The sequence below is a fragment of the Dethiosulfatarculus sandiegensis genome (assembly GCF_000931935.2).
GTDB lineage: Bacteria > Desulfobacterota > Desulfarculia > Desulfarculales > Desulfarculaceae > Dethiosulfatarculus > Dethiosulfatarculus sandiegensis.
On the sequence record NZ_AZAC01000005.1, the window covers coordinates 1 to 26,126 of the forward strand.

At 49.6% G+C, this 26,126-nt stretch carries 32 protein-coding genes and 1 other RNA gene; 22 read left to right on the top strand and 11 right to left on the bottom strand.

What is annotated here, in order from left to right; all coding sequences use genetic code 11:
• From X474_RS25480 to X474_RS04950, 3 genes are all read left to right on the top strand, one after another.
• On the top strand, nt 1-124 hold a 124-nt coding region (locus X474_RS25480; RefSeq protein WP_492226171.1), incomplete at its 5' end, for an iron-sulfur cluster-binding protein.
• A gap of 73 nt (nt 125-197) precedes the next feature.
• On the top strand, nt 198-1,469 hold the full coding sequence (locus X474_RS04945; protein WP_044347225.1) for a (Fe-S)-binding protein: 1,272 nt from the start codon (nt 198-200) through the stop codon (nt 1,467-1,469).
• Nucleotides 1,470-1,662: 193 nt separating this feature from the next.
• Complete coding sequence (locus X474_RS04950; protein WP_044347226.1) at nt 1,663-1,950, top strand: hypothetical protein; 288 nt, start codon at nt 1,663-1,665, stop codon at nt 1,948-1,950.
• A gap of 204 nt (nt 1,951-2,154) precedes the next feature.
• Here the strand turns inward: X474_RS04950 and X474_RS04955 are convergent, their stop codons facing one another.
• Both X474_RS04955 and X474_RS04960 read right to left on the bottom strand, forming a co-directional pair.
• Nucleotides 2,155-2,613, bottom strand: a complete 459-nt coding sequence (locus tag X474_RS04955; RefSeq protein WP_052514879.1) for an OmpA family protein — start codon at nt 2,611-2,613, stop codon at nt 2,155-2,157.
• Between the two features lie 12 nt (nt 2,614-2,625).
• Nucleotides 2,626-2,925, bottom strand: a complete 300-nt coding sequence (locus X474_RS04960; RefSeq protein ID WP_044347227.1) for a hypothetical protein — start codon at nt 2,923-2,925, stop codon at nt 2,626-2,628.
• A gap of 331 nt (nt 2,926-3,256) precedes the next feature.
• On the opposite strand from X474_RS04960, the gene X474_RS04965 reads away from it, so the two are divergent.
• The 3 genes from X474_RS04965 to X474_RS04975 all read left to right on the top strand — a co-directional run bounded on the left by X474_RS04965 (nt 3,257) and on the right by X474_RS04975 (nt 6,866).
• Complete coding sequence (locus X474_RS04965; RefSeq protein WP_044347228.1) at nt 3,257-3,805, top strand: YeeE/YedE thiosulfate transporter family protein; 549 nt, start codon at nt 3,257-3,259, stop codon at nt 3,803-3,805.
• Nucleotides 3,806-3,815: 10 nt separating this feature from the next.
• Nucleotides 3,816-4,370 carry a YeeE/YedE thiosulfate transporter family protein gene (locus tag X474_RS04970; RefSeq protein ID WP_044347229.1) on the top strand — a complete coding sequence of 185 codons (555 nt, stop codon included), beginning with the start codon at nt 3,816-3,818 and terminating at the stop codon, nt 4,368-4,370.
• A 147-nt stretch (nt 4,371-4,517) separates the two neighbouring features.
• Nucleotides 4,518-6,866 carry an AsmA family protein gene (locus tag X474_RS04975; protein ID WP_044347231.1) on the top strand — a complete coding sequence of 783 codons (2,349 nt, stop codon included), beginning with the start codon at nt 4,518-4,520 and terminating at the stop codon, nt 6,864-6,866.
• Nucleotides 6,867-6,913: 47 nt separating this feature from the next.
• On the opposite strand, the gene X474_RS04980 is transcribed toward X474_RS04975, so the two are convergent.
• Together X474_RS04980 and X474_RS04985 are read right to left on the bottom strand one after the other, a co-directional pair.
• Nucleotides 6,914-7,303, bottom strand: coding sequence for a hypothetical protein (locus X474_RS04980; RefSeq protein ID WP_044347233.1), 390 nt, complete (start codon nt 7,301-7,303; stop codon nt 6,914-6,916).
• Between the two features lie 417 nt (nt 7,304-7,720).
• Nucleotides 7,721-8,728, bottom strand: coding sequence for a hypothetical protein (locus X474_RS04985; protein WP_156360631.1), 1,008 nt, complete (start codon nt 8,726-8,728; stop codon nt 7,721-7,723).
• 977 nt (nt 8,729-9,705) lie between these two features.
• On the opposite strand from X474_RS04985, the gene X474_RS04995 reads away from it, so the two are divergent.
• On the top strand, nt 9,706-10,443 hold the full coding sequence (locus X474_RS04995; RefSeq protein ID WP_052514880.1) for a tetratricopeptide repeat protein: 738 nt from the start codon (nt 9,706-9,708) through the stop codon (nt 10,441-10,443).
• A 495-nt stretch (nt 10,444-10,938) separates the two neighbouring features.
• Here the strand turns inward: X474_RS04995 and X474_RS05000 are convergent, their stop codons facing one another.
• Nucleotides 10,939-11,658: a helix-turn-helix domain-containing protein gene (locus X474_RS05000; RefSeq protein ID WP_156360632.1), complete on the bottom strand. Its 720-nt coding sequence runs from the start codon at nt 11,656-11,658 to the stop codon at nt 10,939-10,941.
• Nucleotides 11,659-11,809: 151 nt separating this feature from the next.
• On the opposite strand from X474_RS05000, the gene X474_RS05005 reads away from it, so the two are divergent.
• From X474_RS05005 to X474_RS05065, 15 genes are all read left to right on the top strand, one after another.
• The gene (locus X474_RS05005; protein ID WP_044347239.1) at nt 11,810-12,148 is read left to right on the top strand and encodes a helix-turn-helix domain-containing protein; all 339 of its coding nucleotides are present in this window, start codon (nt 11,810-11,812) and stop codon (nt 12,146-12,148) included.
• Complete coding sequence (locus X474_RS05010) at nt 12,145-12,582, top strand: hypothetical protein (RefSeq protein WP_044347240.1); 438 nt, start codon at nt 12,145-12,147, stop codon at nt 12,580-12,582. The genes X474_RS05005 and X474_RS05010 overlap by 4 nt, the downstream gene beginning before the upstream one ends.
• Nucleotides 12,583-12,584: 2 nt before the next feature.
• Complete coding sequence (locus X474_RS05015) at nt 12,585-13,079, top strand: hypothetical protein (protein ID WP_044347241.1); 495 nt, start codon at nt 12,585-12,587, stop codon at nt 13,077-13,079.
• 157 nt (nt 13,080-13,236) lie between these two features.
• Complete coding sequence (locus X474_RS05020) at nt 13,237-15,204, top strand: DNA-binding domain-containing protein (RefSeq protein ID WP_231688288.1); 1,968 nt, start codon at nt 13,237-13,239, stop codon at nt 15,202-15,204.
• Nucleotides 15,201-15,896 (top strand): AAA family ATPase, encoded by a 696-nt coding sequence (locus X474_RS05025; RefSeq protein WP_044347242.1) that lies wholly within the window; start codon nt 15,201-15,203, stop codon nt 15,894-15,896. The genes X474_RS05020 and X474_RS05025 overlap by 4 nt, the downstream gene beginning before the upstream one ends.
• 65 nt (nt 15,897-15,961) lie before the next feature.
• Entirely contained in the window at nt 15,962-16,525 is a 564-nt protein-coding gene (locus tag X474_RS05030; RefSeq protein WP_156360633.1) for a helix-turn-helix domain-containing protein, read from the top strand.
• Nucleotides 16,506-16,682, top strand: a complete 177-nt coding sequence (locus tag X474_RS26010; protein WP_156360634.1) for a hypothetical protein — start codon at nt 16,506-16,508, stop codon at nt 16,680-16,682. The genes X474_RS05030 and X474_RS26010 overlap by 20 nt, the downstream gene beginning before the upstream one ends.
• A complete protein-coding gene (locus X474_RS05035; protein WP_044347244.1) occupies nt 16,682-17,185 on the top strand; it encodes a host-nuclease inhibitor Gam family protein in 504 nt (167 codons plus the stop codon). The genes X474_RS26010 and X474_RS05035 overlap by 1 nt, the downstream gene beginning before the upstream one ends.
• 10 nt (nt 17,186-17,195) lie before the next feature.
• Entirely contained in the window at nt 17,196-17,477 is a 282-nt protein-coding gene (locus X474_RS27205) for an HU family DNA-binding protein (RefSeq protein WP_044347245.1), read from the top strand.
• A 1-nt stretch (nt 17,478) separates the two neighbouring features.
• Nucleotides 17,479-17,545, top strand: an RNA gene (locus X474_RS25485) — hammerhead ribozyme type II.
• A gap of 17 nt (nt 17,546-17,562) precedes the next feature.
• Nucleotides 17,563-18,000 carry a phage protein GemA/Gp16 family protein gene (locus tag X474_RS05045; protein ID WP_044347246.1) on the top strand — a complete coding sequence of 146 codons (438 nt, stop codon included), beginning with the start codon at nt 17,563-17,565 and terminating at the stop codon, nt 17,998-18,000.
• A complete protein-coding gene (locus tag X474_RS05050) occupies nt 17,990-18,343 on the top strand; it encodes a hypothetical protein (RefSeq protein WP_044347247.1) in 354 nt (117 codons plus the stop codon). The genes X474_RS05045 and X474_RS05050 overlap by 11 nt, the downstream gene beginning before the upstream one ends.
• Nucleotides 18,344-18,706 (top strand): hypothetical protein, encoded by a 363-nt coding sequence (locus X474_RS05055; protein ID WP_044347248.1) that lies wholly within the window; start codon nt 18,344-18,346, stop codon nt 18,704-18,706.
• 116 nt (nt 18,707-18,822) lie between these two features.
• Entirely contained in the window at nt 18,823-19,860 is a 1,038-nt protein-coding gene (locus tag X474_RS05060) for a serine/threonine-protein kinase (protein ID WP_044347249.1), read from the top strand.
• A 74-nt stretch (nt 19,861-19,934) separates the two neighbouring features.
• Entirely contained in the window at nt 19,935-20,504 is a 570-nt protein-coding gene (locus X474_RS05065; RefSeq protein WP_044347250.1) for a hypothetical protein, read from the top strand.
• Between the two features lie 121 nt (nt 20,505-20,625).
• Here X474_RS05065 and X474_RS05070 read toward each other — a convergent pair whose 3' ends face one another.
• Genes X474_RS05070 through X474_RS05095 form a run of 6 tightly spaced genes read right to left on the bottom strand, consistent with a single transcriptional unit; the run spans nt 20,626 to nt 26,118 of the window.
• Entirely contained in the window at nt 20,626-21,915 is a 1,290-nt protein-coding gene (locus X474_RS05070) for a phage minor head protein (protein WP_044347251.1), read from the bottom strand.
• Complete coding sequence (locus tag X474_RS05075) at nt 21,905-23,413, bottom strand: DUF935 domain-containing protein (RefSeq protein WP_044347252.1); 1,509 nt, start codon at nt 23,411-23,413, stop codon at nt 21,905-21,907. Before X474_RS05075 ends, X474_RS05070 begins: the two co-directional genes overlap by 11 nt.
• On the bottom strand, nt 23,413-24,894 hold the full coding sequence (locus X474_RS05080) for a terminase family protein (RefSeq protein ID WP_044347253.1): 1,482 nt from the start codon (nt 24,892-24,894) through the stop codon (nt 23,413-23,415). The genes X474_RS05075 and X474_RS05080 overlap by 1 nt, the downstream gene beginning before the upstream one ends.
• The gene (locus tag X474_RS05085) at nt 24,894-25,496 is read right to left on the bottom strand and encodes a hypothetical protein (protein WP_052514882.1); all 603 of its coding nucleotides are present in this window, start codon (nt 25,494-25,496) and stop codon (nt 24,894-24,896) included. The genes X474_RS05080 and X474_RS05085 overlap by 1 nt, the downstream gene beginning before the upstream one ends.
• A complete protein-coding gene (locus X474_RS05090; RefSeq protein WP_044347254.1) occupies nt 25,493-25,795 on the bottom strand; it encodes a VpaChn25_0724 family phage protein in 303 nt (100 codons plus the stop codon). The genes X474_RS05085 and X474_RS05090 overlap by 4 nt, the downstream gene beginning before the upstream one ends.
• On the bottom strand, nt 25,795-26,118 hold the full coding sequence (locus X474_RS05095; RefSeq protein ID WP_044347255.1) for a DUF2730 family protein: 324 nt from the start codon (nt 26,116-26,118) through the stop codon (nt 25,795-25,797). The genes X474_RS05090 and X474_RS05095 overlap by 1 nt, the downstream gene beginning before the upstream one ends.
• Between the last annotated feature and the right edge of the window lie 8 nt (nt 26,119-26,126).

The window sequence follows — 26,126 nt, forward strand, 5'->3', positions numbered from 1 at the left end:
GGAAAACCGCATGAAATGCGGTATAGGAATTTGCGGGCGGTGCAACGTAGGGCCGGAGTATGTCTGCAAGGACGGACCGGTCTTCACAAAAGCCCAGTTGGAAAAAATGCCGGTGGAATACTGAGCTTGGCGCCCCCTCTCAAAAGGGGGGGGCGCATAACACAAAAACCAACTTTCCTTTAAGGAGTTTTATTAACATGAGCGAGAATATCGTTCCCAAGGATCTGGCCGGACAGATTCAGGAAAAGCTTGACGGCATGAACCTGAGTCAGTGCCTGACCTGCGGCACCTGTGCAGGGGGTTGCCCTGCCACAGGCCTGATGGATATGGACCCCAGAAAATTCGTGCGGATGCTGGCTCTGGGGCTCTATGAAGAGGCGGTTAACCACGACTGGGTATGGGTCTGCACCATGTGCAAACGCTGTCAGGCCGCCTGCCCCATGGATGTGGATATCCCCAACCTGGTCTTCTTCGCCAGGTCCCAGTGGCCCAGAGAAACCAGGCCCAAAGGCATTCTGGCCTCCTGTGACCACCACATCCGCTCCCGGGGCGGCGCCATGGGCGTGCCTTTGGATGACTTTAAATTCACCGTGGAAGACGTGGCCGAGGAACTGGCCGAAGAGCCTGGTTACGAAGACTTCAAGGTTTACGTGGATAAAAAAGGTGCTGAATACGCCCTTAACCAAAACTCCCGCGAACCCGTGACCGAGCCGGACGAGCTTATCCCCCTGTGGCGCATCCTGCACAAGGTGGGCATTGACTGGACCTATTACTCCGAGATGTGGGGCGGTGAAAACTACTGCATGTTCCTGGCCGACGACAAGAACTGGGAACACATCATCCGCTCCCAGGTCAGGCACCTGGAAGATTTGGGAGTCAAGTACCTGATCAACACAGAGTGCGGCCACTCCTTCTTCGCCCTTTGGGGAGGGTTGCGCAAATACAATATCTCCCACAACTTTGAGTTGGTCAGCATTGTCAACCTCTATGCCAAGTGGATCAGGGAAGGCAAGCTTAAGGTCAGCTCCGACTGGAACAAAGACCTTAAGATCAAATTCACGGTGCAAGATCCCTGCAACTCCACCCGCAAATCCCTGGGCAACTACTTTGCCGACGACCTGCGTTTTGTGCTCAAGGCCTGTGTGGGCGAAGAAAACTTCATGGAGATCACCCCCAACCGCAACAACAACTTCTGCTGCGGCGGCGGCGGCGGTTCCCTGCAGGCCGGATATCCCGAAGACAGACTGATCTACGGCAAAAAGAAATTCGACCAGATCATGAAGACCGGGGCCAATTATTGCGTGGTTCCCTGCCACAACTGCCACGCTCAGATCCACGAGCTGTCTGAGCATTACAATGGCGGATTTTACGTAACTCACCTGTGGACCTTTATCTGCTTGGCCATGGGAGAGTTGGGTGAAAACGAAAGGGTTTACCTGGGTCCGGACCTGGAAGAATTCGGTCTGTAGACAGGGTTTACAGGGGCAGGCGGCTCTGGGCGCAGAGCCGCTGATGCCTTAAAAAAAAATTAGTTTTCCATAGGGGGTACCCTGGCGGATATTTGTATCCTTTATCCCTAGTAAATAGATATTTTTTATATAAAAACATCCAAAAGGCTTTACCGCCCAGCAAAAAATTCTCGGGGGAAGCGAACTTAATCCAATGTTTACCATCAGCGACAAAGCCCTTAACCGATTGGAAAATTATTTAAGGGAAAAGAGCCTCTCAGGCATGATCCGCATCTCAGCCCAAAGAGATGACTCCGGATCCAGACTGGTGATGTCCTTGGACGCCCCCAAGCAAGAAGACGATCAATATCATTTTCACAAAACCACGTTCTTGATAAACAAAAAACTTGTCCGCGAGGTGGGGGAAATAAGGATTGATTTCATAGACCGGGAAGACACCCAGGCTTACTTAATTTCCTCGTCCCGCATTTTACCCAACTAGCTAATTTGAGCCCCAAGCCAAGGAAAAATTTTTCAACTCTAAAAAGTGTCTCATCCCCCCCATAAAAACCGGGGGCCGGCCTCATGTCCGCCCCCGGTTTTTATAATTCCTGCCTTAACCGGCCTATTGCCTGACCAGCTCCACCCGGCGGTTCTTGGCCCTGCCCTCTCCGATAACGTTTCCAGCCACAGGCTTGGTTTCCCCTTAACCCTTGGGGATAAACCGATTGGAATCCACCCCGAAGAGCCCCATAAAAACCACAACTGTCTCGGCGCGTCTTTGAAAGAGTTCAAGGTTATGATTGTCTGAGCCCTTGTTGTCGGTATGCCCTTGGACCTCCAGGTTTAAATCCGGATTCTCCTTGAGGAGGATGATCATATAGCCGAGCTGCTTTAGAGATTCGGGCACTAAGGTGGCTTTATCAAAATCAAAGAGAATTCCGTAAAGCCGCACTCTCCCGTCTGTGTCCAAGGCTTCTTCCATCTGGGCCGGGCCAAAGGCGAAGCTCTTCCTAAAAGGTTTTCCGCCTACAATGTTCAAATATTGCTGACCCAGGCCGGAATTGGCGGTCACCCTGCACCATGTTGTTCCGCCTTGTTGGTTGGGAAGAGTAAAGACCAGTTGACCCCGGTCTTCCCAAACCACCTTGCCTCCTTTTTCCAAGGCAGCGGCCTTTTAGTTCTCAAAAAACTCCAAGGTGTTTATATCCTTTACCCGGCTTTTATCGGGCTTTCTAAGTTCATACAATAATTGCCAACACTTGCCTTTTACATTTTTGTCCATTGGCTTTTTGTCGACCGGATTGCGCATCTTGAACTTGTATTGAATATATTTCATGTATTTACTCATACTTTTAGCCAAAACCGATCCGGGATAAGGCCTGATAAGGGGATGCTCGGGAACGGATTTGGCCCAAGCTAAATTGAGGCTCAGAACAAAAGGAAGAACAAGCATTGATAAAAGGAACTTTTTCATACTCTCTCCTTTCCTTGTACTCCCGAGCAGAGACACTAAACCTTAAAACATTACCCACCATACGACGTAATTATCAGGACATTACTTCTACAATCAAAAGCCTTTTCCAATCGGATCAGATAATCAACCGAAACAGATAAATTCCTTGCCTGAATATTTCCGATCTTCCTCCGAACACATGAATTATCCTTCTTTATATAATTCCATTCCCTCGCTCTGGTTTATGGTTGACGAAAGACAAAATCATGCCCACCATTTCAGGTGAGGGGATTTCATATTCCCGGCATTCTTTTTAGTTCCCTGATAATCACAAGAATACGAGGTGATGACCATGTATTGGAGCTGGTTTAAAAGCGGTTGCGCCTTGGGTGGATGCTTTCTCCTGGCTGTTTTACTGATCAAGCCCATAGGAGTCTCCACTCAATTTGTAATCTTTGACGGAATTCTGGCAAACACCTTCTCCCAGGCCCTGGTGGTTGAGGACAAAGAAGCAAAATCAGGTTACGCGAGTTCCAATCCCTATCTGAACAAATCGGGCGGTAAATATGCCAAGGCAGTGGCTAATCCCTTTAACTACAGTTTTCTGTTCGTGGTTTTCATGTTTGTCGGCGGTTTTTTGGGCAGGCTGAGCCAAAAGGGAGCAAAAATTGCCCAAATGCCTGATTATCACCAGGCCAATTTCGGAGGGGCCAAAACCACCCGCTATGCCCTGGCCTTTGTCGGCGGAATTCTGGTGCTCTGGGGTGCACGTCTGGCCGGAGGCTGCACCAGCGGTCACATGATGAGCGGCATGATGCAGACTTCCATGAGCGGGTATGTTTTTGCCTTGTCCGCCTTTGCCGCTGCCGTACCTGTGGCTATGTTGGTTTATAAAAAATAGGGGGATAAAAATGAACTTTATTCTGGCTGTCTTTTTGGGCACGCTTTTTGGGTTTGTGCTGCAACGGGTGGGGGCCGCAGATCCGGTCAAGATTGTGGGCATGCTGAGGCTTAGGGACATGCACCTGGCCAAGGCCATTTTCACAGGCATAGGGCTTTCTTCTACAGTTCTCTTTTTACTTCTTTGGCTGGGTGTTATTTCTCCCGGCCATCTCAGTGTCAAGGCGCTTTACTGGGGAGTGATTCCCGGAGGTGTACTGCTTGGGGCAGGTTGGGCCCTGGCCGGCTTCTGCCCCGGCACAGGGGTTGTGGCAGCAGGCAGCGGCCGCAAGGACGCCTGGTTCTTTGTGCTCGGCGGACTCTTTGGAGCGGGGCTCTACACCATGATGTACGGCAGTCTCAAAGACACCTGGCTTATGCATAATCTTTTGGGCGGCAAGGCAACCCTGGTCCTTACCGGCAAATCGGTTCCCTTAATCGACACTCCTTGGAGCCCTGTTCTTGCCATAGCCCTGGGTATTATTTTTTTGTTGGCAGCCAAGTTCCTGCCGGATAAGCTCCGCTGAGCCAAGGCGATTTTAACCCGACAAAAGCGCCTGGGCCTAACCCAGGCGCTTTTTTTATATCCAATATTCGAAAAACCGATAGCCCGCCTTGCTATAATGGCCCTAGCCTTGGCAAACTCCGATTAAACCCAGTTTAAATGAGACAGCATGCAAAAAAGGCTGCTAATCAAAACCATCAAATGGGTTCTGGGAATATTTTTATATGTTTTGGCAGGTTCAGTGCTTATATTGCTCTGCCTTATTTGTTTCCAGGTAGAGCTGGACCTTAGTGCACATAAAAACTTTCTGGCCCAAACCCTCAGTCGGCACCTGGCACATGACCTGCGCCTCAGCGGACCGGTTTTCCTCAGATTAGCTCCCATTTCCCAACTAAAGGCGCAACATGTGGCTTTGACTGTAAAGCCGGGCATCACCTCCGGCCTTGAAAGGGCTTCTTTGGCCAAGCTGGAACTTGCCTGGGATCTTTTTCCCTTGCTTAGGGGAGAAATCAGTTTCCAAAAGCTGTTCCTGGATCAAGCGGAGCTAGACATAACTCCATTGCAAAGATCAAATACCTCCCCAGGTAAACCCGTTCCCAGCCAAACCAACCCGAAAAGGGGCTTTTTCAACTTAACTCAAATTAAAGAAATCAAAATAAACCGCCTGACTCTTAAAACCAGATCTCCCCGAAAAGACACCCCGGTAAAGTTGGTCATTAAAACCCTGGATGGAGCCATACCGGAAAACCAGCCCGGTTGGCTTGACTTAAAAGGCGAGTATGAAAGGGAGGCGTTCTCCCTGGGTCTCAAAGTCGGACCGCCTGCCCTGCAATCAAAAGAAACAACCTACCTGCCTTTCAGCCTTTTTTATAAGGCCAGGGACGGACAATTGACTGCGTCGGGCAAACTATGGGAAAAACCGATGATACGGCTGGAGTTGGAGCTTGCTTTTCAAAACCTTGACCTGGCTGGAATTTTTCGAAAACTTAACCTGGGGCAAAGGCTTAAGGCAAAGGTCAGGCAAGTTGATTTAAAGGCCATGGTCAAGGGTTCAAGCCTCACGGAAATAGCGGCCCAATCCAGCCTGGAGATGATATTCAAGCGGGTGGATATTGAGTTCCAGGAACCTGCCCAAAAATCCGTCATTGCCTTTGAGTCCCCGGACGGAAGGCTCTCTATTCAACCTGGGAAACCTGTCTCTCTTATCCTCACCGGCAAAATAAACCGGCAACCGGTTTTGTTGGCGGCTGAGACAGCTACTTTTCCGGAGCTGCTGTCTTTAAAAACCGCTCCTTCCCTTAACGTGAAGCTGTCTGCAAAAGGAAACACCCTGAAGCTGAAAAAACAGAAACCCGGCCCTTTTAAAGGTGTCAAGGTGGCCCTGAAAGGCCGGGACCTCAAATCCCTGGAAGAGTTGACCCAAAAAAGGCTGCCTGCCATTGGACCTTATCATTTAAGCGGTTTGCTTAAGACCACTCCCAAAGGTTATGCCATTGACAACTTGCAAGCGAGGCTGGCTCAAAGCCGGCTGCAAGGCAATTTTGCCCTTTCCCTGGCAGATGCAAAGCCGAGCCTCAAAATAAACCTGTCCTCAGAATATATTCAGTTGAGAGATTTAGCCGGTCTTAAGCATGGGCAAGAACTTCCTAAAGCAAAACCAGATAAAAAACAAATCTCCACCAAACCCTGGTTCATATTTTCACCCGAATTTATGGAAGCCCTTGATTTTGAGGTGAGGCTCAAAGCGAGTAAGGTTCAGGCAGGCCAGGAAACCTGGGGCGGCGGGCTGTTGAACCTTAGCCTGCAAAACAAAAAACTCGTTTTAAATCCCCTGCACTTGGAGCTGCCCGGAGGCCTGGTAAAGATCAGGGGGCACTTTGCCAGACAGAACAAAGCCGCCATGGGTCTGTTTATTGATATTGAAAGGCTGGATTACGGGACTATTGCCAGAATGATTGCCCCTGAAAAGGATTATCAGGGGATTATCACCCTGAAAGCCAAGTTGAACTCCCAGGCCAAAGAGCCGCACAACCTGCTGAAAAATGCCCACGGCAAGTTTGATTTTGCAGTTTGGCCCACAGGCGTTGAAACAGACGCAATCGACCTTTGGGCCGTTAATCTGCTCTCTGCGGTCTTGAATCAATTCAAGAAAAATAAGGCCCGGCTCAATTGCCTGGTCTGCCGTCTTAAAGTGCAAAACGGCAAGGCAACCCAGGAGGATATCATCCTGGACACCAGCCAGATGCGGGTAAGGGGCCAGGCGGAAATGGATTTTAATACGGGAAAAATCTGGCTGCGTCTGGAACCGGCCGCCAAAAAACCCCAATTTTTCAGCCTGGCCACTCCCATTGAAGTCAAAGGCAGTTTCAAGGATTTTAAGGCAGGCATCCCGACAGGGGCAATATTATCGACAGCAACTAAACTCATAACCGATATGGCGGTGGTGCCCTTACAGATGCTCTTTCAAAAGACAGTTCCCCTGGATGGGAATGACGTCTGTACAGACCCCTTGAAGTAAGGCCCCTCCAGCCTGCTTACGCCCCCGAATTTGAGGCTAAACCCCATTTATCTGCAACGGGGCCTACCATTTGTGCGGGTAATCTGAGGTTGGATTTTAGTGGATGCGGTTGCCTTCTTTGGGACCCCTATCGCGGCAAACACACCGCTGATAAGGGCAAAAACCATGGGCATGACCATCAGGTGGCCGCCTACGATTATCCCCAGAATCGAGCAGATAATCAGAATAATACCGGGTTTTTTAGAGTTGGCACCCATGGCTAATCCTCCGAAAACAATGGTGAGCAAGGCAAACACAAGCTCACTCAAACCCAGCATTTGATTGCCCCCTCCCGCTTCAAATGTTCCGCTCAATTCGTTAAACGAAAAGGTGATCATGGCAGCCAAGACACCCAACACACCGCTTATTAAGGCTAAAATCCCCCCTACTTTTTGCATTCGACTCCCCCCATGCAAAATAACCTCAAGTCATAACCAAGTTTAACTTAACTTTGTTTTATTTACACCGTTTATACAGGGAAGACGATTATAAAGTACGAGATATTACCTTGACCTGGTTTTTTAGGCTTTTTTCCGGGAAAAGGACTTTTAAGACCATATGCAACCAGCAAGCACTCAACTTGCTGTAAAAATTAAATTGAAATAACAATGAGCTTAGAAGATCTAAAACTTGTTCCAGTATTAAGAGTGAAACTCATGCGCAAAAAACCTGACAGACCCAACAAATGCGGTCCACCGCTTCATAATACGCCTCCTTAAAAAAGCCATACGCTCTGCATAACCGAAGTAAAAAGCAACGCGACGATAAACAAGAGAGACATTTTTTATTGACCGCCTGTATGCGATTGTTGGCTATTATTTATACATGTTGAAAATTACAAAGCTGTTTACCATAAGATCAAATAGTTCTTCGTATTTTGCAAACCCACCCCGACCCGTTGACTTTCCATTTATTGATGTTATTACTTTGCCTTGGATTTGGATCATTTTGTTTTTGTATAAGAGAATATAACTAATTGCTTCCATGCCAAAGGTGTTTCTCACCCTCGACATATCCATTCTGAAATGCACCCACAAACCAGGCAAGTTCTCTAATGTTATTGCCCCACCGTTAAGATAGGTTGCATCATCAGGTATGTAATCTTGGATATTTTTCGGATTCAAAATGTCCAATACAACCTGTTCTGTTATTTTCTCTCCGGGCTGCAATGGAAGTTCTTTTATTAGGATCAGTAGAAGCTCATGCCCTCTGCCATTCTCACTAACAAATTTCTGTACGATATTTGGTCGATTTCCTTCTTTGGCAACCCAAGTTTTAGGGGACTCAATAGAAAACGCTACTCCCTTTGCTTTTCCGCTACCATTTATTGAATACTTAAATTTGTAACCGTCAAGAAATTCTCGCTCTGGATTATTTTCATAACCAGATTTAAAAAGCAGCAATGTCTCAATGACTGGTGATTCTATGGCTCCTTTTGCCCTTTCTCGGACTAATTCAACAAACTGACGAGCTTGGGTTTCTGATATTTGTTCAATGTTGATATGATTCTTAATTTGACTAGCAAGTTGTTTTTTAACTTCCTTCCATTCACATTGAACATGTTTCGCCATTAACGTATCCATGCCCTCAATAGAAGATTCGAAGGTTGCCCAAAATTCTAACTTTGCTATTTTTGCCAACCCTGATATGGATGGGTATTTTTTTGAAATTTCTCCCAATGAATAGATTTGACCCAAGTAGAAGCCATAAGCTTGGGCAATATCTTTAGCCAAAGCGTTAGAAAACCCAATTTCTGCAAATACATTTGGGGCCGATAATATTAAAACCAATAGCATTAAAATAAGGCAAATTGTATTTTTCATGGTCATCTCATATCATGCGACAGTTGCCGCGTTTCCAATTTTATCAGAGTCCTCACAGCCTCGGGTGGCGCCCAAATGCAGTCTTTTGATGCCCCAAGGCCGCAAATTAACATTACTTACTATTGGATACTATGAAAGTTGAAGGGCTATATCGATTCCCCCAATTTAAGTGCATGGTAACCCACCTCAATCCTCTCAGTCAATCGTTTGAAGTATTCATTTCAGCCTGTATTCAACACGCCCTTAACTGAAACTTGACTCCGGACTTGGGCAGCTCACCTACCGAGTGGTTATCTCTGGCTCCATGATCTTTTTCAAGGCATCAATCATTAAACAGCTATAGATGCGTGTTACTTACTAATATAAACAAATAGGATCTAAAGGAAAAATAGATTACTGAATTGGCTTGTCGAGTGTGGCGGCATGTACTGTTAAGCGATGTTTGGCATTGCAACCTTGGTTTATTATTTTAAAACTCTTGACTCTTTTATTTGGTTTGTATTGTACTTTATGGCGCTATTCTTTTATATTTCATACTCACTGTGCTGAAGTTGCATATTTCATAAGCAATTTATCAGCTAAATAGCGGTAAGATACGCTGTAATTAAAGCACGTTACACCTAAACAAAAAATTGGATTGGGGGGATAACAGTGAAAGATATATTGATTACGTTCTGCTGTAGAATATGTGACGCCCATGGATCGAGCGCGTCGTTCTTTGGGGTGGTATACCAGTTATTTACATCTATAAGTAGGCGCCCAAAACCAACTTGGCCGAGCATTTTGACAACCATGGTGCCAGTTGACTTTGTAGCCGCTATAGCGGTTTTTTTGTTTAGCCCTACACAGGCCCCCAACGAAAAATTGAAACATCTGCCTTTTGTGCCCACGGTGGAATCTTCCGCAATTCTCTGTACAGCTATGCGCCTACGCAAATTACAACCCCTTACAGCCTCAGCAAACAAAGGAGAATAACCATGCGGAAAACCATCTTAACCGCTTGTCTACTTCTGCCGGTACTGCTGGCCTACACTCCTGTTTGGGGTAACGATCAGGAATGCTTAGGCAAAAGGGGAGAACCACTCAAGGCGGTGGAATTGTACCTCAAGGACGCTGAGTTGGGAAATGTTGCGGCACAATTTAACGTTGCCAAATTGTACTTCCTCGGCCTAGGCACCCCCAAAGACTATAAACAAGCAGCTAAGTGGTATCGTAAAGCCGCCGAACAAGGATTTGCCGCTGCTCAATACTACCTAGGCTTTATGTGCTACCATGGCAAAGGCATGCCCCAAGACTATAGTCAAGCCGCGCAATGGTGGGTCAAGGCGGCCGAGCAAGGGGTTGCTAGAGCCCAATGCGATCTAGGCAGTATGTATAATGGATTTCTCCATGGGGTATCCGTTGACTATAAACAGGCAGCCAAGTGGTATCGCATGGCTGCGGAGCAAGGAGATATCGATGGGCTATATAATCTTGGCTCGTTCTACTTCTTAGGTCGCGGTGTCCCCCAAAACAATGTCTATGCCCATATGTGGCTCAACCTGGCAGCAGCGGGTGGCAACAAAAACGCAGTTTGGGCTCGTGATTTTGTAGCCGCATATATGACTTCAAAGCAAATCGCCGAAGCCCAACGTCTTGCCAGTGAGTGGAAACCAAAGATGGTCAATGAATTAGCCAACATGTTAATACCCACTAGCACGGGCTGGTATGAATAAAATTTGATAGGAGAGCTCTTTATGCTATCTCTGTTGCAGCCAACCAGTCCAAATCTGCGCTTCAGCCCACCCAGGAGTAATCCCGGGTGGGCATTATACGTTCGAAGCTGACGAAAAATATCTTTCCCCGCAACAGGTCACCGCATGGATGGACACGCCCCACTCTTTCGTTTTGGCCTCAGCCCCCGAGATGGGCGCCATAGCTCGGAGCTGGTATCCATAGTCTACTTTATGGAATTCGCGCCATAGGGCCCAGGGAAGTTATCCGGCGTGTAGCTAACGACATCTTCCGTCTGGTGATGGCCGATAACCATACTCTGTATAGGGTGCCAGGGGAGATGAGAATTGGCATGAATGGGGGAAAACGTAGGACTAAAATGGGACTAATCTAGGACAAACAGGGGCTTAGGATATTTTTGGGGTCGCAGTCTCGCGCAAAAATCGAAATGAGAAAAAATGCGAATATCAGCCCCAGTTTGCCAGATGATATGAGAATTACAGACTAGGTTTTATATGGGTAATCAGGGAGACTTTGGAAATCATTTTTGCGGGGATCTCCAAAGTTATCACTTCCTGAGGGAGTCCATCAACAGAGGGGGCGTAAGTTTCCAATGAAACGTCGCCTTTAGTGTCGCCCTCCCAATACATGCCGGTTGCCGCCAGAGAATCTACACGTTCCACAAATACTAAATTTCCATTTTGAGGCGCAGTTTCAGCGCTACAAAATATCAAATTTTTTGGGTCAATACCATAAGGGGTTAATGATGTATCCTCTGTTATCAAGGCAAATAAATCCTTGGCTTCAGGTGCTTCAAAAGGTTTTGGAGTTATCAGGGAAGTAGCTAATTTTACAAACCATCCCGGTCTCCCTGTTTCCCGTAGTGCAAAGGCTTTAACCATACCTGCGGGCGGGATGCCGCCATTTTTTACTGCTTGCTTTTTATCTGCCGCTTTTTGCAGATCATCAACCATTAACATCTCACCTTTACCGGTGAGTATCCAGTTTGCATTGATTCCCTTTTCAATCAACGCAGTAATGATTTTACCGCCCGGTACTTGCCCTCCCCGTTCGTAGTTTTGCCATGTGTTTCTTCCGGCACCAAGCAAGTCACTCATTTCTCGCTGGGTTACACCCAAATGCTTCCGTACCCGCATAAAACGCTCTTTTAACCCCTTATATAGGGAAACGCTAGCAGTATCATTAGTGTTACCCAAAGTGTTACCTTTCTATAAGCTAATATTTATAGTAGAAAAATAAGACATCTTAATAAGTTACGTAATGAAGAAATAAATTACGTAAAAAACTTAAGCGTTACCCTACAAAAACGTTTGACGGTCGTTTTAAAAGGGTATAACGTATAAACCCATGAACACTTATACACACCCTAAAAAAGCCAATCCCCCACAAGATTGGCACAAGGCAGACATCAAAGCTGCTCTGGAAAAAGCCGGATGGAGCCTTCGTCGTTTAGCCGAGGCTCGCGGTTATAGCCATTCAATGGTCAGGGCCGCTTTATACAAACCATACCCCAATGCGGAACGCATCATCGCGGACGCCCTAGGGTTAAGGCCCCAGGATATCTGGCCAAGCCGGTATGATGAGCGGCGTCCTAAACGCGGCATCGGCGGTTATGCTTTTCATAAGAATAACATCAACCGCCGGGTGCGCCGCAACATAAATAAAGACGAGGTGAATAGACAATGAGCCGCCGTGTGCGAGACACTTTGACTTTGAACCTCTTTAATGTTCCCACCCCGGCACCGCCTTTAACGGGTAATCTGGACCTGGATGTGCCGTTAAGAACGGCACTGGCTGACGCCCTAAAGCATGCAGATGACGACCGCCATAAAATCGCGGCTGAGATGAGCCGGTTAACGGGGCGTGAGGTTTCCAAGTTCATGTTGGACGCTTACACCGCCGAGTCACGTCAAGATCATAATTTTCCCTTTAGATATGCCGCTGCTTTTGAACAAGCAACCGGATCTTACTGCCTGACAAATCTTTTGGCCCAGGCCAGGGGGTGTGAGGTGTTGGTGGGTGAGGACGCCCTTTTTGCCGAGTTGGGCAGGATTGAAAAAATGGAGACCGAACTAAAGCAGCAAAAAGCAGCGCTTAAGCGCTTTATGAGGCGGAGATGACCATGAAAAAAGAGGGGGCTTTTAAAATAGAATTTCCGCCGGGAATTATGCTGGTCAAGTTTTTGGAGGTTTTTAACCTGGGGGCCAATGCCGGGTTGGACGGCGCTTGTCATACGACCTGTCCTTATGGTCTACCGGAACTGCCTGAATGGTCACAACGGGAATTGCTACTGGGTGACAACCCCGAGCAGACAGCCTGGTTGCTGGGTTGGCACACAGGCGAACTACGCAAAGCATATAAGGGCGAACGGTTTATTAACGAGGAAATTAATTCCGCAGGCATGATGGCCGCTCTTCTCTGGTATGGGCTTTGGGAAAAAGGACATGGCAGTAAATGCCCTGATCCAAGCATCAGGAGGGTGATTCTGGAGGGCAACCGCGAGGGCATACCGAGCTGGATTAAAAACAACGGTTGGACCTTGCCTCGTATCCCACATCACCCAGATCACTATATCGGCACGACCATCCAGTACGCTTCCGAGGTGGGAAATGCCTAAAGACATTATCCGAAAGCCAGACGATAATTATACAGATTTAAATGAGATAGCTACCGCTTTAGGGGTCTCAAAAAAAACGGCTTCACTCAGAGCTACTCGGGAAGGATGGTTTTTTAGAAAGGAAAATGTGCGAGGGGGCTCGAAGAGACTCTTTGCTTTGACTGATATTCCTGACGATGTGCGCGCGGCGGTAATCATTTTTAGGGCACGGAACCTGCCTACGCCCATATTACCTGCTGAGAACAAGAAACCCATTCCTGAAAAGAAACATGCCGAAGGGTTGGCCCGTTACCGACTGGTTGGTCTTTGGCGACAGTATCGCAAAGACAATAAGCCCAAATCCAAGGCGGATTTGGCTTTTCGTACTGCTTACAACTCCGGCGAGCTACACCCCTCCATCTTTAAAACGATAGGCCCGATCACGCAATCCACCTTGTATAGATGGGATAAGGATTTAAGGGACGCGGGTGATGACTACCAAATACTTTGCGACACCAGGGGCTGGGCGCAAGCTGATGGGGTGCAGGGGCGGATAGGGGATGATGCTGAAGAGGTGTTTCTCAAGCTTTGGCTTGTAGATAATCAGCCTTCGGTGAGCTTGGCTTATCGCGGCATGTGCGCGGTTTTGGAAAGCCGGGGTCTGCCTATACCAAGCAGGCGGAGCACTTATCGGTTTATGAAACGATACGATAAAGATCACCACGACATAGTTGTGCTTATGCGTGAGGGGGAGAAGGCGTTAAAGGACAAGGTCGGCCCATATATCACACGCGACAGCGGCATTTTAGAGGTGGGAGACGTGATTTTCTCGGACGGTCACCGCCTTAATTTTGATGCCATCCACCCCTTAACCGGTCGCCCGGCGCGGATGACCTTAATTTGTTGGTTTGACTGGGCCTCCCGCATACCCGTGGGATGGGAGGTGATGCCTGAAGAAGACACCATCTCCATCGCTTCCGCCCTTTACATGGCCATAAGGCACCTCGGGAAATACCCCAAAGTAGCCTATATCGATAACGGCAAGGCATTTAAATCCAAATACTTCTCGGAAAAAGCAGACCTTGGCGAACTGGACGGCCTTTACGCCCGCCTGGGAATAGCAGTACAGCACTCAAAGCCCTATGAGGCCAGAACCAAAATAGTTGAACGGTTTTTCGGGAGCTTTGACTCCCAATGCGCCCGCCTTCTACCCAGCCACCGGGGATCATCGGTGGCAAACAAGCCCGCATATTTAATGCGCAACGAAAAGTTCCACCAGGCGCGACACAATAACTTCGTTCCCACCCTGGCCCAATGCATGGAGATCTTCCGGATCTATGTAAATTGGTACGGAGATCAGCACCATCGCGGAATCAATAAAACGCCATGGGAGATTTTCAACGCAGGCAAAGGGCCGGGTGTGGACACCACCGAGTTGACCCGCCACTTCTTGTGGCGCAAGGAAGTCAAGCCCAGCCGCTGCCGGGTGAAATTTGCCGGGATCAGCTACGAAAGTGACGCTCTTTACGGGCTGAGTCAAAAACTGATCGCCATGTTTTCCTGGGCCGACATGAGCGTGATCCATTTATACACCAAAGACGGACGCTACCTTGGCCCGGCCAAGCCGGTGGAAGCCTTGAACCCACTGGCCGCGAAATTCGGCACTGACCTTGATTTACAAAAGATATCCGACGCAAATAAACGCCAGGCGCGCCTAAAATCCCAAACAATGCGGATTGTCAAGGAAATGGACCTGGGGCCTGAGGCCTTGCACGCCTTCCCCTGGATTGCGCCCCAAGAAGAGCGACGCCAGCCCTTGCGATTGGTCGAAAAAACATCTGCTGAACCGCCTCAAACCGAAGAAATTACTCAAGCCGAAACAAAAGCTATTGAAGATTTGCAGCGTAAATACCTTGAGCGCAAATCCAATCAACCAGGGTATGAGCGGCCTGAGTTTCGAACGCCGCTGGACCGATATAGCCATCTTTTCAATCTCAAGTTTTTCGAAAACACAAAGCTAATCGCCGAGGACTTGGAATTTATGACCAGCTATGAAGCAAGCGATGAATTCCAAGTCACCAGCCGCCGTTTTGAACAACTAAAAAGATTACGCCAAATACAGCTTGAAAGGAGCGTATCCAATTGAAACGCGACGTCTTTATTGAGACGGAAAACGTCTCCAGATTCGCGGCTGCCTTAACTCTGGCAGAGGACACTGATTTTGGCCGTCCCGGCATGATGATGGTCAGTGGTGAGGCTGGTCGCGGTAAGACTGTAGCCGCTAGAAGTTCCCATGCCGTGCGTGGCGGGATCTATTTAAGGGCTTGGCAAGACTGGACTCAAGCAGCCTTTTTACAAGCCCTTTGCCATGAGGTTTGCGGGGCAAGACCTCATGGCTCAAATCGCTGTAAAGTCCGCATCGTCGAAGAATTGGAGCATGAGCGCCGCACCATTTATATGGATGAGGCTGATCGCTTGGATATTGGAAGGCTTGAGGATTTACGCGACATTCATGATGAAACCGGCGCTCCTATAGTACTTATCGGTGAGCAGGGCCTGCCTGCCAGAGTTGCGGCAAGAAGTCGTATTGATGACCGCATTCCCGGTGAGTACCGCATTCCATTCGCTCCTGTAAGCCAACAGGATATCACTCTTTATGCCTTGGAAGCCGCCAATTTGGTACTGGAACCAAAGGCATGCAAGATCGTCCACACCTTTTGTAAAGGCAATTTCCGCCGGGCTCACAATGCAATAGTCAGTTTGGATCAAATGGCTAAAGCCGTACAGACAGATCAAGTGGACGCTGCCATGGCCAAGAAGTTGCGAGGGCTCAAATGAAAACCGAGGGGGCAAGCAAGCTTAGGCGGGCTCTTCAGGGCATGTGTCCTGATGGTGCATGCCAGGTGACGAACCGGCAACTTTTCGAAGCCCTGGGCTTGGAGACTGAGCCGGAGAAGGCGCGGCTTAGGCGCAGAATCGACACCTTGGTGCGCCGCAAGGAGCTTATCCGGATCAGCCCAGGCGTATACCGCTACAACGCCGATGCCGCGCCCAAGCGTAATGGCGAGGGGTATAAGCGGGTCTGGCGGGCGATTCGATCAAGCAAGCCCGGCTGGGGTTATGTGGATCTGGCCCGGATCACCCGCATGTCCTACACCATGGTGCGCCGCTACTGCAATTGGCTGGATGACGAGGGATACATAGCGGCTGTTGGTCGCAATGGGAACACACGCCTTTATCGTGCCACACAAAAAGCGAAATCAACACAGCGCACACCTTACCCACCGATAACTAAAGACCCGTTTGAAGCCGAACGCGGGGCCGCGTGCCGCATTGTGCGCCTGATGATGGAATCAAACCCATCCCAAAAGGGGTGCGCCAAAAAAATAGTTAATGATTGCCAATTATTACTGCGCCGTTTTGGCGGCGAAAAAGAGGGAGGCTCAAATGATCAGCACAAAGATTAGGAGATCGGTATTGGAGATAAAGTGCCTGGTTCAGAAGGCCATGTCCATGCAATACCTGGAGAAAACAACTCATCACCTCAACTCTATTCTTGCCGAGTGCGAAAGGGTGGAGGGGCTGGAAAAGGCGGTGATCCGACCGGATCAGGAGGCCGCTTAATGCCGCGTAAAAAGCCGACTGCCGTGATTATCCAGACCCTTGACCAGGCCAATGATGTGCTTGCGCAAATTGGCAAGCTCATGCGGGGGGTGAAAGAAGTTGAGTTGCGAATGGGAGAAGAGATCGCGGCTATCAAAACGGCGGCTCAGCAATCGGCTGCTCCCGCCCAGGTCAGGATTAAGGAACTGGAAACCGCACTAGCAACATTTGGGCAGCTCAATAAGCAGGAACTCTTTGCAAAGCCTCGCAGCAGGGAATTGCAATTTGGGGTCATAGGTTTCCGCAAATCTACGGAAATAACCACACTTACAAAGCTCAAGCTATCTAATGTCTTGGAAAAATTGAAAGAATACAACTTTTTCGAGGCAATCAAGAAAACGGAAAAAGTTGACAAAGAGGCCCTACGAGACTGGCCGGATGAGCGGCTTGAGTTGGTCGGCATGCGTAGGCGGGAAAAAGACGCATTTTTTTACGAGATAAAAACAGAACAGCTTAAAAAGTAAGGAGGGACCCATGAACAAGAGGGATCTAACGATTCAGGTGAGCGAAGCTGTGGGAAACAAACTTAGTAAAGCGATTTGTTCTCACATAATTGAGTGCATTCTGTCCTCAATCACGGCGGCGTTAATGAGGGGAGAAAGTATTAAAATTACCGGATTTGGCACCCTAAAGGTGACGGGGCGCGCCGCCCGAAGGGGACGGAACCCCCAAACAGGTGAGAAAATTAATATCCCCGCCCGGAAGACTGTGCGATTCAAGCCAGCCAAGCTACTGAAAGCAGTAGTTAACCGCTAAACCGCGAAACCGCCCGTTTTTGGGCGGTCGCAGGGGCGTGGTGGCCCTTGCCTGATGAGCAGCCACAACGGAAAGGACAATTACAATGACTCGCCGTGCTCTACTCGCAAAAGTTCATATCGGCAAGAAATCGCTCTGCTGGAGCGATGATGAATACCGTGACATCCTGCGCGCAAGGTATGGGCGTGACAGTGCTTCAAAATTAAGCAACGCCCAGTTGTTCGATTTATGCGCCCATTTTGCGCGCCACGGCGTTGATTACAAGGGCAAAAAGAAAAGCAAAAAAGGCGCGTATTACAACATTCCTGAAACCACCCCTTATTATCATCAAAAATTATACATCTTGGCCCTTTGGAACAAACTTGGCTGGAAGATAAGCGGTATTGACCTGCGCTGCAAAAAGCAGTTTGGGGTTGATAAATTGACCTGGCTTAACGATCAGTACTCGCTGCAAACCCTGGCCAAGGACCTTTATAGCCGCTGCCAAAAACGCGGCCTGGACCCAACCCCTCATGGTAACTGAGATCGAAAAAGTCGCAGCGGCTGTGCGGGAACAATATCCCAGCATACACGCCTTTTGCAGGGCCAGCGGCTTGAGCAGGACTGTGGTTTATCAGGTATTGGGTGGCCGGTATCAAGGCAATATCGGCCGCCAGCTCACCCGGATAAACCAGGCCCTTGCCTCCCAAAAACAGGAGGCAACAAAGTTGCCTTCCGTGGCCGAGCTTGAAGAAATCATCCGCCTGGCCGCCTGCAAGCGCTGCCCGGTCGCGGGCCAGGCGGAGATCTGCAAGAAATGCGCGCCCACCCACCTGCTGCAGGCGCAGGCGGTTCACGACTTTTTACAAGGTAAATTAGGAAGATAAATGGCCGGAAGCCTCCTGATGGAACTGATTGCATTGCTTGGGCGGGACAACGCCCTATTGCTGTGCGAACAGATCGGAGGCGCAAGCTATTACATCCCTGCAAAACCCCGGCATTCCCACCCCTTTATCCCCTATATCGGCATGGACGGCATGGAGGAGATAAGCAAGCGCTGGGGCGGGATTGAGATCTCCCTGCCCAAAGCCGAGGCCATGCGCAAAAGAAACGCCGTATCCGCCCTGAACAGCCGGGGGCTCAGCTCCAAGGAGATCGCGCTCCGGGCAGGCTGCACAGAGAGGTTTGTGCGTAAGGTGCGCGCTGATCTGCGTAGGCGAGAACATAAAAAGTTACCCTTGTTCGGATAAAGGTTTTCCCCACCCATACCCATTGCCCCTGCCAAGCGAATCGTCTTGACTGTCTGTTGATCATAGACCTATAAAATATAGTTCAGGCGTCCGAGAATTTTCAGAGGAGGCAAGCAATGGGAAAGGGCTTTGAAGACCCTAAGTGGAAGTTGGGTAACAGGCTCGGAGAAGGTGGGCAGTCCCACGTATATCTTGCCACTGAAAAGGGCAAAGAAAATTCAGGCAGTTATGCATTAAAGAAGCTTAAAAATACGGCCTCAGACCAAGCATATGCAAGATTTTACAATGAGATAGATGCAGTCAAGCAGCTTGACGACCCAAATATTATCAAAATAGTAGATTACTCTGAACCAGACTCAGCGGAACATTATTATGTGATGGAATATATAGAAGGTGCGCAGAGTTTGGATAAAGTGATTTTCTCAGATCAGAATCCATATTATAAAAACGCTCTTAAGGCTTTGGATCTTTTTGAGCAGATATGCCTGGCGCTTGAAGCTTGTGCGCATGCTGGGACACCTGTTGTACATAGAGATATTTGCCCTCAAAATATACTTTTTCTGAAAGATGAAAAAATAAAGCTCATTGATTTTGGCTTATGCCAAATGGAAAATAACAATCTAATAACTTTGGTTGATGAAGGTGTGGGGACCGCCAACTACATGGCCCCGGAATGTGAATCCGGCTCAGTCGGGTATATTACGGCAAGAGCCGACTTATATTCCGCAGCAAAAGTTATGTGGTCGGCAATAACCGGTGAAAGGGCTTTTGCCCGCGAGAGCCCGGTATTTAGACACAATTCTATGAATCTTAAGTGCAATGATGAGCCTGCCACCTGGCATTTATGCCATTTATTTGAGAAAACCATTAGAAATGACCCTAACAACAGGTGGGGGTCAGCCCAGGAAGCCCTTTCCGCCATAAAAAAAGTGAGAAGAATTGTGCGTAATGGTTATCTGCCCCTTGAAGAACAATCCTTTACATGCCCGAGTTGTGGTTTTGGTGACTTGGAGCCATTTCCAGGTGGACCCCTTCTTTCCGGAATAAAGCCACCAAACATTCAAGCCAAGCGATGCCCTTACTGCGGTATCTGCCTGGTCTTTGATTCTGAAATAATAAGCAAAAATCTAGAATCAAAAAGGAACCTTGACTAAATACAAGGCTTAGGCAACAACGGATTTGCCGGTTAAATTCAAAACAGATTCATTTCTTTTACTGGGGGGTAAAAATGGCCAAATTTGGAAGCATTCTTAAACTTGCTGGGCTCTTCCTGATTGTACTTTTTGTTGGTTACCTTATTTTCTCGCCAAGCACTGAAGAACTCTTGGCATCGGCAAGGGATTCATCTGAAGTCACCAAGGAATACGCTCCGCAAATAAAACACTATTGCCGCTGGGTGGATAAAATCAATTCCCGAGCTGTGAGCAGTTGGGAAGCCATGGTAAGCGGCCTACGGAACTTTGAAGGCGGGGCCATAAGTATTGATCAACTTCAGGGTATGGTTTCAAAGGCCAGGTATGAATCCGGGCGGGCAAAGGACAGGTTTTTGAAGCTTGACAGCCAACTTCCGGATGGGCTTTCCAGCGAATTGAAGGCCCTTTGCCGCCAGATCAATGAATTTTACTTTGGGGCTTACCGTTGCCGGGAAAATGCAGCGGAGAGCCTGTCGGACTTTTTAGAAGCCCGCGACCCGGACGATCGCAAGGAATTTAAGGCAATGATAGGAGACGCTGTCTTTTTTGCGCGTAAGGCCCAAGCAGATCTTTTGGCAGCCAGGGAAAAAGTCGGTATTAATTGACTTTGAGGCCTAAAAATCGTATCTTATAAGTGGAAATAGCGCGCACCCGACCCCGGTGGGGGGGCTCAGTAGGAGGCGTGCTTGAACCCCGGGAGCCCACACCCTCCTGGGGTTTTCCATTTCAAGGCTCTCTATAAAGCAAGCCTCCAATTCTCAATTTATCCAATTCAGCAATGTAATTTTTGTCAGGCTGGTAAACCGTGGCCCCGGTCCAATTATTTCCGATCAGATTAAATACCGCGAATCCCCCGGTATCAGCGCCCTGGCCTGAAAAAAGCCTGATCAAACGAATAGTATCATACCGCCTGCCGGACACGATCGTAGGCACCCACCAAACTTCGTAAGGGCTTTTGATTGTGCGGGCCAAAAGCTTCATATAAGGCCCTCTACCACGCTTTGTGGCCTTCAGCGTCAAGCCGTTCCGCTTCTTCCTCATCAACAATAAGTTACTGATAACTACCGGAATAGGCTCATCAAAATCAGTAGGAATATTGTGGACAACAGATTCATTAAAGCCTATTCCGAATTCTTTTAAAAATGCCTCGGCATAATCCCGATCAGTCAAGTTAGCCGGTAGGATGTAACCTTTAGACACAGGCAGGATATGCCGTTTTTCCAGGATAGCCAAATCCGGCTTACAATACGGACCTTCGGCCACAGCAAAAGACCGGCTCCCCTGCCTACAGATTGCCTTGGTGGCCAAGTCCACCAACTTAACACCATCGTCCAACTCTCGTGGAGCCAGGCCGCTTAGCCAGTCGCGCCCAACATTCCCGGCCCAGCCCGGATCTGGGGCCAGAGGCCGGGCAGGCAGGCGGTTGCCGGAGACCGGGTCTATGGGTTCGACCAGGCGGGGCACCCGTGACTCAACTTGGATGTCTTTAGCCTCAACTTGGCGCTTGGACAGGGTTTGCACGGTGCAGCGGCATTGGAAGCCATTGGGCGGATACCATGTGTCCCAAAATCCATGGTCGTGGGGAAAGACCTTGCCGTTTAGCGCGCTGTGGGTGGGACGTGTGCGGCTGTCTTTGACCGCTACATAGCGCCAATAAGGCCGCCGTTTAGCCGTGGCCTTCATTTGGGCAAAGCGCCCGGCCTGGTAGGCGCTCTGCATGTTGGTGCGGTAGATATTCTCAATCCGCCAGGCCTTCTTACCGGTCCAGCCTTTCCGCTCCATCAGTGGCCGCAAACGCTTCTTGAATTGGGCAAGAGTCTCGCCTTTTTCAAGCGCCTGGTGTAGCGCGGTGTGGATAGTTTCAACCTGGCTGCGCCTGGCCAGGCCGGAGACGGCAAATGCCCGTGCACGGGCTGCATCGCTCAAGGCCTCAAATTCAGCCTTACTTACCGGGGCCTTGCCTTTCCAGAATTCAAGCGCCGCCTTAGGGCTTTTGGTTGCGGCCTCAATCTGCATCAGATTCTGCCCTCACCGCTGTCCGGCCCATGAGATCGGCTGCGGTCATCAAATCGGCCAAAAGTTCTTCCTGTTCCTCCATGGCTAGGTCTTGGCCTAAATGTTCGGCAAGCAAGAGCTGGATGTCTTCCCAGGTTTCAGCCTTATCTAAAAGCGGGAAAAGATCGTTTAGGAATTTCTCATTTTGCTTGGCAGCTTTGGGGAGGATTGATTTGACCAGGTCGTCAAGCAGATCCTGGTGATCAGTTGCGGTTTCAGGTTCGGCAAACCCGGCCTGCTTATCGTCTTTTCCGTCGGCATCTATGCCAACTACTACAAATTCGTCGGGCTGTAGGCCGTATCTACGCTCGAAATGAGCCGCCGTGAAGCGGACGCCGCAAGAGTAAAGTTTGTTATCAAGCTTGGCTTGGGCCTCATGGTCTTCCGGCTCGCTGTAGCCAAACACCGGGGCCTCAATGGCCGATGAATTGATATCGCGATAGACCCTTGCGATTGCGTTCAGGGCGGCGGTGATAAGGCCCTGATCAGAATCGGCAATATCGTCGGCTACTTTGTAATGGGTCTCAGAAGCGGCCCGGCTGCCCTGGCCGTCCATTTCCGAGGTAAGCGTCTGGCCCATGATGACTTTTGATATGGCCTTGTCCCAACGGCTGAGAAAAGTATCAAACTGATCACCACTGTTGCCTTTAGCCTCCACCAACTCAACCTGGGCATCAGAAGGGATTACAGCCACGGCATCGCGCACCATGGCGGCCAAATCCGCTGCCATTTGTTGCTTGTCTGTTTTGTTCGCCCCCTTGGGGGCCTTGCCCAGCACCCAGGGCTGCCCATACCTATCTAAAAACCGGGTGTAAAACTGGATGCCGCCACGCTTGAAGGCAACAGGCCATAGGCACCGGGACAGCAGGCGGAGGCCATAGGGGTTTTTATAGGAAGGGAAATGCCTGGCCAGGACAGCCTTGCCCCAAGGCAAGGGGGTTGCCTCGCCGCCTCCCGAGGGCTTCAGGCACGGGACTCGGGCTTCATTAAAACAAAACCACGACCTAGGCTTGGCGATGATATTTTTGAGGCGGTACTTTCCACCTTCAATTCTCCAGATAAGTTCCAGCCAGGTCGTTCCAAAAAGCGGTGCGTCCAGGATCTCGGAAAAGACATCCCGCAGGGCGATGCCCTCCAAGTCCTTAGTCAGATCTTCGCATAGTGATTTTGCCTGGCTTGTCGCTGCCTTTCCCGGCAGCAATCCCGGCTTGAAGTCATAATCATTATTGTTAAGGACACGTAATTTACGATTTTGTATAACAGCGCAAACCTGATCATCAGCGCTTAAATCCTCCAAAACCTTGGGGTCGTCGCCCCTTTTCAGCAAAATTGGATCTGGATCTGGAAGGAGTAGCGCCTGGTCTGTACCGCCAACCAGATCAGGGGATGCCAGCTCAACCAGGAGGTCTTTGTGATCTGAAAATTCAATGGGCGAACCGTCCGGGCCGTAGAGGTGCATCAGTATCCTCGCATAAGTGATTTGACCTCATTTCGAGGTATTGAGGTTGTCTCCCAAGGCTCTGGTGCCGGGGTTACGGCACGGGCATACTCTGCCAGGGCCAAGGCGACGGCACTGTCGCAATGCCTTTGTCCATCAACGCTTTTACTATGGTTTTCAGGGGGCTTTGCCACGCCGTTTATGATTTTAATGCCGCGTAAGTCATCTAAAATCGCGTCATTTTTGGGCAATGATGTTTCCCGGTCTTCAAGGGCCGCCTTGACCCTGGGCATATGTTCCCGGTACCAGGCTGCGCTGAGCATGACTTCGGATATAAGGTCCGGGCCGTACATTTGCCGGGCAAACTCAGCCAAGGCCTGACCATTTCCCCTTGCGTCCAGCGCACCGCCACTGAAGCGCGGCAGCCGGTCAACGATGTAATAAAGGATTTGCTCTTGAGTGCGGAACGGCGCTTTGCGCTCCTCAAGCACAAAAGGTGTGGCCCTGGCCAGGGATTCCTGCTGAGCCAAGGGCCAGACCACAGACAAGTCGCCGGTGCGGCCAAAATCTTCCCCAAAATAGTGGCGAAGATTTACGTGCAACTTAGTCAAAAGGGGATCTAGCTTTGCCTGGCACCAATCCCTGGTATCCCTGTACGCGGTGTCCAGCGGCCAATCCACAAAGTCATTTGCAGGCGGCTCCCACCTGATAACCGGTATCCCCGCATCCATGCAGGATTCAATCAAGTTCCTGGACAACCAGGCTCCCTTGGATTGGGACGGGATGCAGTCCAACTCTTCGGCTGCGTCATCACCGTAAAACGCCCTGATTTCCGCTTCCCATTTTGCCTCGGCCTCAGGGCTCCATTTCTGCTTTGTGCGGCGGCAAATGCGCTGATAGAGGCCACACTCCAGGGCCTGTTTAAAAGTTGTCTGGTGTAGGCTATAAGGTTTCTTACCCGCCAAGACATCCTGGATTAATTCATTGAAGGGATTATCTGCACCGAAGTGGGTTGAAAGAACCGCCACCTGCCCGCCCCACATGAGAAAAGCCATGGCGGCCTTGAGCAGGCCCGGCAGGTCGTTGTGGAAGGCGGCTTCGTCAATAGTGACCTTGCCCTGCCGCCCACGGAGGTTGGTGGGGCGGCTACTCAAGGCAACTATTTTATGGCCGGAAGAAAAGGTGATTTTGAAGGTCAAAATGTCGCGTTCATTATCACCTATTACTTCAGTGATGGTCTCCTCGAAAATTTCCAAGACCACGCCGTGCATTGTTTTTGCCCAGTTGGCAGCGTCCCGGATATACTCTTCGGCCATATCTTTGTTGTAACCGATGTAAAAACAATCCATTCCGCCTTCAGACCGTTTGAGCGCAGCTTTCAAAACACTATCCAAGGCGTCTGTCCAACTTGCGCCAATGCGCCTGCTTTTTTCCCACACCCGCACGGCGGCCAGGTCGTTAATCCAATCCTGCTGGTTTGAGAGTAAAACCGCTTCTGACATCAGCCGTCGCCCAAAATGCGGTTGCGGATAGTTTCGACCTGGTCGGCGGTAAGACCTTTGTTGGTGGCGTTGTTGTTTTCTTTAGGTTGCATCTCGGCCACCAGAGAGAGAGCATCTTTGATACCTTTCACCGTTTTTAAATCGACCTCAGCAGGATCTGCCAACATTCGGCCAAGCTTAATCTCAACTGCTTCTTGCAGGGCTTGCGCAGCGTCTGCCTGGCTCGTTATCTGACGGGGTTTGGGTGTAGACTTGGCCGCCTGGATCTGGCCATCCCGCTCGGCCTGGGCATGCTTAAGCGCCATGTCCTCAAGTTTTGCCACGGCAAACCCGATCATGGGGTCGCGGGAATCAAGCAACTCTTTGATCATGCCTGCCCGTGCAAGCACAATGTCTGCCTTCATTTCCGATTCAGCTCGGGCCAGTGATTCCCGCTTTTCACGCCAGCCGTATTGCTTGCCCCACCTTTTTAACGTTGAGGCTGCTATGCCCATTTCCCTTTCGACTTGGGCATAAGTAAGGCGGGCCACGCAATAAAGCTCCTGCGCCTGCCAGACGGCTTCAGGCGGGTATTCCCGACCGTTCAAAGGGATTACACTCACTGCCGTTCCCCCGGCCTGGGGCGGCGGACACCGGGAGCAGTCGCCCGGCCCTTGGCCACGTCAGCGCCCCGGTCTGTGAGTGTGGCCACCCTGCAGGTGTCAACACCGCCCAGGGTGATCAAACCCTGTTCAGCCAGCCATGATAACTCAATCCGCAAATTGTCCCGGCTGGGAGCAAAACCGAAAGTTGGAACCATGTCCAGGAGCAAGGATTCATTGAGTGCGTAATCGCCTTCTTCCTCTAAAAGCCGCAATATGGTAATTCGCAAATGCTCACTAATGGTTTGCCGATAATCCATTACTTATCCCCATTATTTAAGAGATGATCCTCTTGCCTTTCCACCACTCTTTCCAAGCGTTCCATGATGCGATTAGCCGCTTCCAGGCGTCCCGAAAGTTCTGCAATCGCCAGGTCGATTTTATGTAAATCTTTTGCCATTTTTTGGGTGGTGGGAAGATCGCAAATTTGCATTTCGAGTGCATCGAGGCGCTTTTGGTGTTTACCGATTTTGCGGTTTAGATATATCCCCCCTGGGATAGCTACAGCGCCAAAAAACCTTAAAATCCAATCTAATAGCCACATCGCCACCTTTAAAACCTCTTGGTTGCTGGCTGGTTCCATCGAGCCTC

Coding starts and splice junctions, on each gene's coding strand:
- X474_RS05035 (WP_044347244.1), top strand. CDS start 16,682: ATGCCGCGTAAAAAGCCGACTGCCGTGATTATCCAGACCCTTGACCAG.
- X474_RS04950 (WP_044347226.1), top strand. CDS start 1,663: ATGTTTACCATCAGCGACAAAGCCCTTAACCGATTGGAAAATTATTTA.
- X474_RS04980 (WP_044347233.1), bottom strand. CDS start 7,303: ATGCAAAAAGTAGGGGGGATTTTAGCCTTAATAAGCGGTGTGTTGGGT.
- X474_RS04985 (WP_156360631.1), bottom strand. CDS start 8,728: ATGAAAAATACAATTTGCCTTATTTTAATGCTATTGGTTTTAATATTA.
- X474_RS05005 (WP_044347239.1), top strand. CDS start 11,810: ATGAACACTTATACACACCCTAAAAAAGCCAATCCCCCACAAGATTGG.
- X474_RS05070 (WP_044347251.1), bottom strand. CDS start 21,915: ATGCAGATTGAGGCCGCAACCAAAAGCCCTAAGGCGGCGCTTGAATTC.
- X474_RS05010 (WP_044347240.1), top strand. CDS start 12,145: ATGAGCCGCCGTGTGCGAGACACTTTGACTTTGAACCTCTTTAATGTT.
- X474_RS05045 (WP_044347246.1), top strand. CDS start 17,563: ATGACTCGCCGTGCTCTACTCGCAAAAGTTCATATCGGCAAGAAATCG.
- X474_RS26010 (WP_156360634.1), top strand. CDS start 16,506: ATGATCAGCACAAAGATTAGGAGATCGGTATTGGAGATAAAGTGCCTG.
- X474_RS04975 (WP_044347231.1), top strand. CDS start 4,518: ATGCAAAAAAGGCTGCTAATCAAAACCATCAAATGGGTTCTGGGAATA.
- X474_RS04970 (WP_044347229.1), top strand. CDS start 3,816: ATGAACTTTATTCTGGCTGTCTTTTTGGGCACGCTTTTTGGGTTTGTG.
- X474_RS04995 (WP_052514880.1), top strand. CDS start 9,706: ATGCGGAAAACCATCTTAACCGCTTGTCTACTTCTGCCGGTACTGCTG.
- X474_RS27205 (WP_044347245.1), top strand. CDS start 17,196: ATGAACAAGAGGGATCTAACGATTCAGGTGAGCGAAGCTGTGGGAAAC.
- X474_RS04945 (WP_044347225.1), top strand. CDS start 198: ATGAGCGAGAATATCGTTCCCAAGGATCTGGCCGGACAGATTCAGGAA.
- X474_RS05060 (WP_044347249.1), top strand. CDS start 18,823: ATGGGAAAGGGCTTTGAAGACCCTAAGTGGAAGTTGGGTAACAGGCTC.
- X474_RS05065 (WP_044347250.1), top strand. CDS start 19,935: ATGGCCAAATTTGGAAGCATTCTTAAACTTGCTGGGCTCTTCCTGATT.
- X474_RS04965 (WP_044347228.1), top strand. CDS start 3,257: ATGTATTGGAGCTGGTTTAAAAGCGGTTGCGCCTTGGGTGGATGCTTT.
- X474_RS05050 (WP_044347247.1), top strand. CDS start 17,990: ATGGTAACTGAGATCGAAAAAGTCGCAGCGGCTGTGCGGGAACAATAT.
- X474_RS04960 (WP_044347227.1), bottom strand. CDS start 2,925: ATGAAAAAGTTCCTTTTATCAATGCTTGTTCTTCCTTTTGTTCTGAGC.
- X474_RS05080 (WP_044347253.1), bottom strand. CDS start 24,894: ATGTCAGAAGCGGTTTTACTCTCAAACCAGCAGGATTGGATTAACGAC.
- X474_RS05075 (WP_044347252.1), bottom strand. CDS start 23,413: ATGCACCTCTACGGCCCGGACGGTTCGCCCATTGAATTTTCAGATCAC.
- X474_RS05095 (WP_044347255.1), bottom strand. CDS start 26,118: ATGGAACCAGCCAGCAACCAAGAGGTTTTAAAGGTGGCGATGTGGCTA.
- X474_RS05090 (WP_044347254.1), bottom strand. CDS start 25,795: ATGGATTATCGGCAAACCATTAGTGAGCATTTGCGAATTACCATATTG.
- X474_RS05015 (WP_044347241.1), top strand. CDS start 12,585: ATGAAAAAAGAGGGGGCTTTTAAAATAGAATTTCCGCCGGGAATTATG.
- X474_RS05055 (WP_044347248.1), top strand. CDS start 18,344: ATGGCCGGAAGCCTCCTGATGGAACTGATTGCATTGCTTGGGCGGGAC.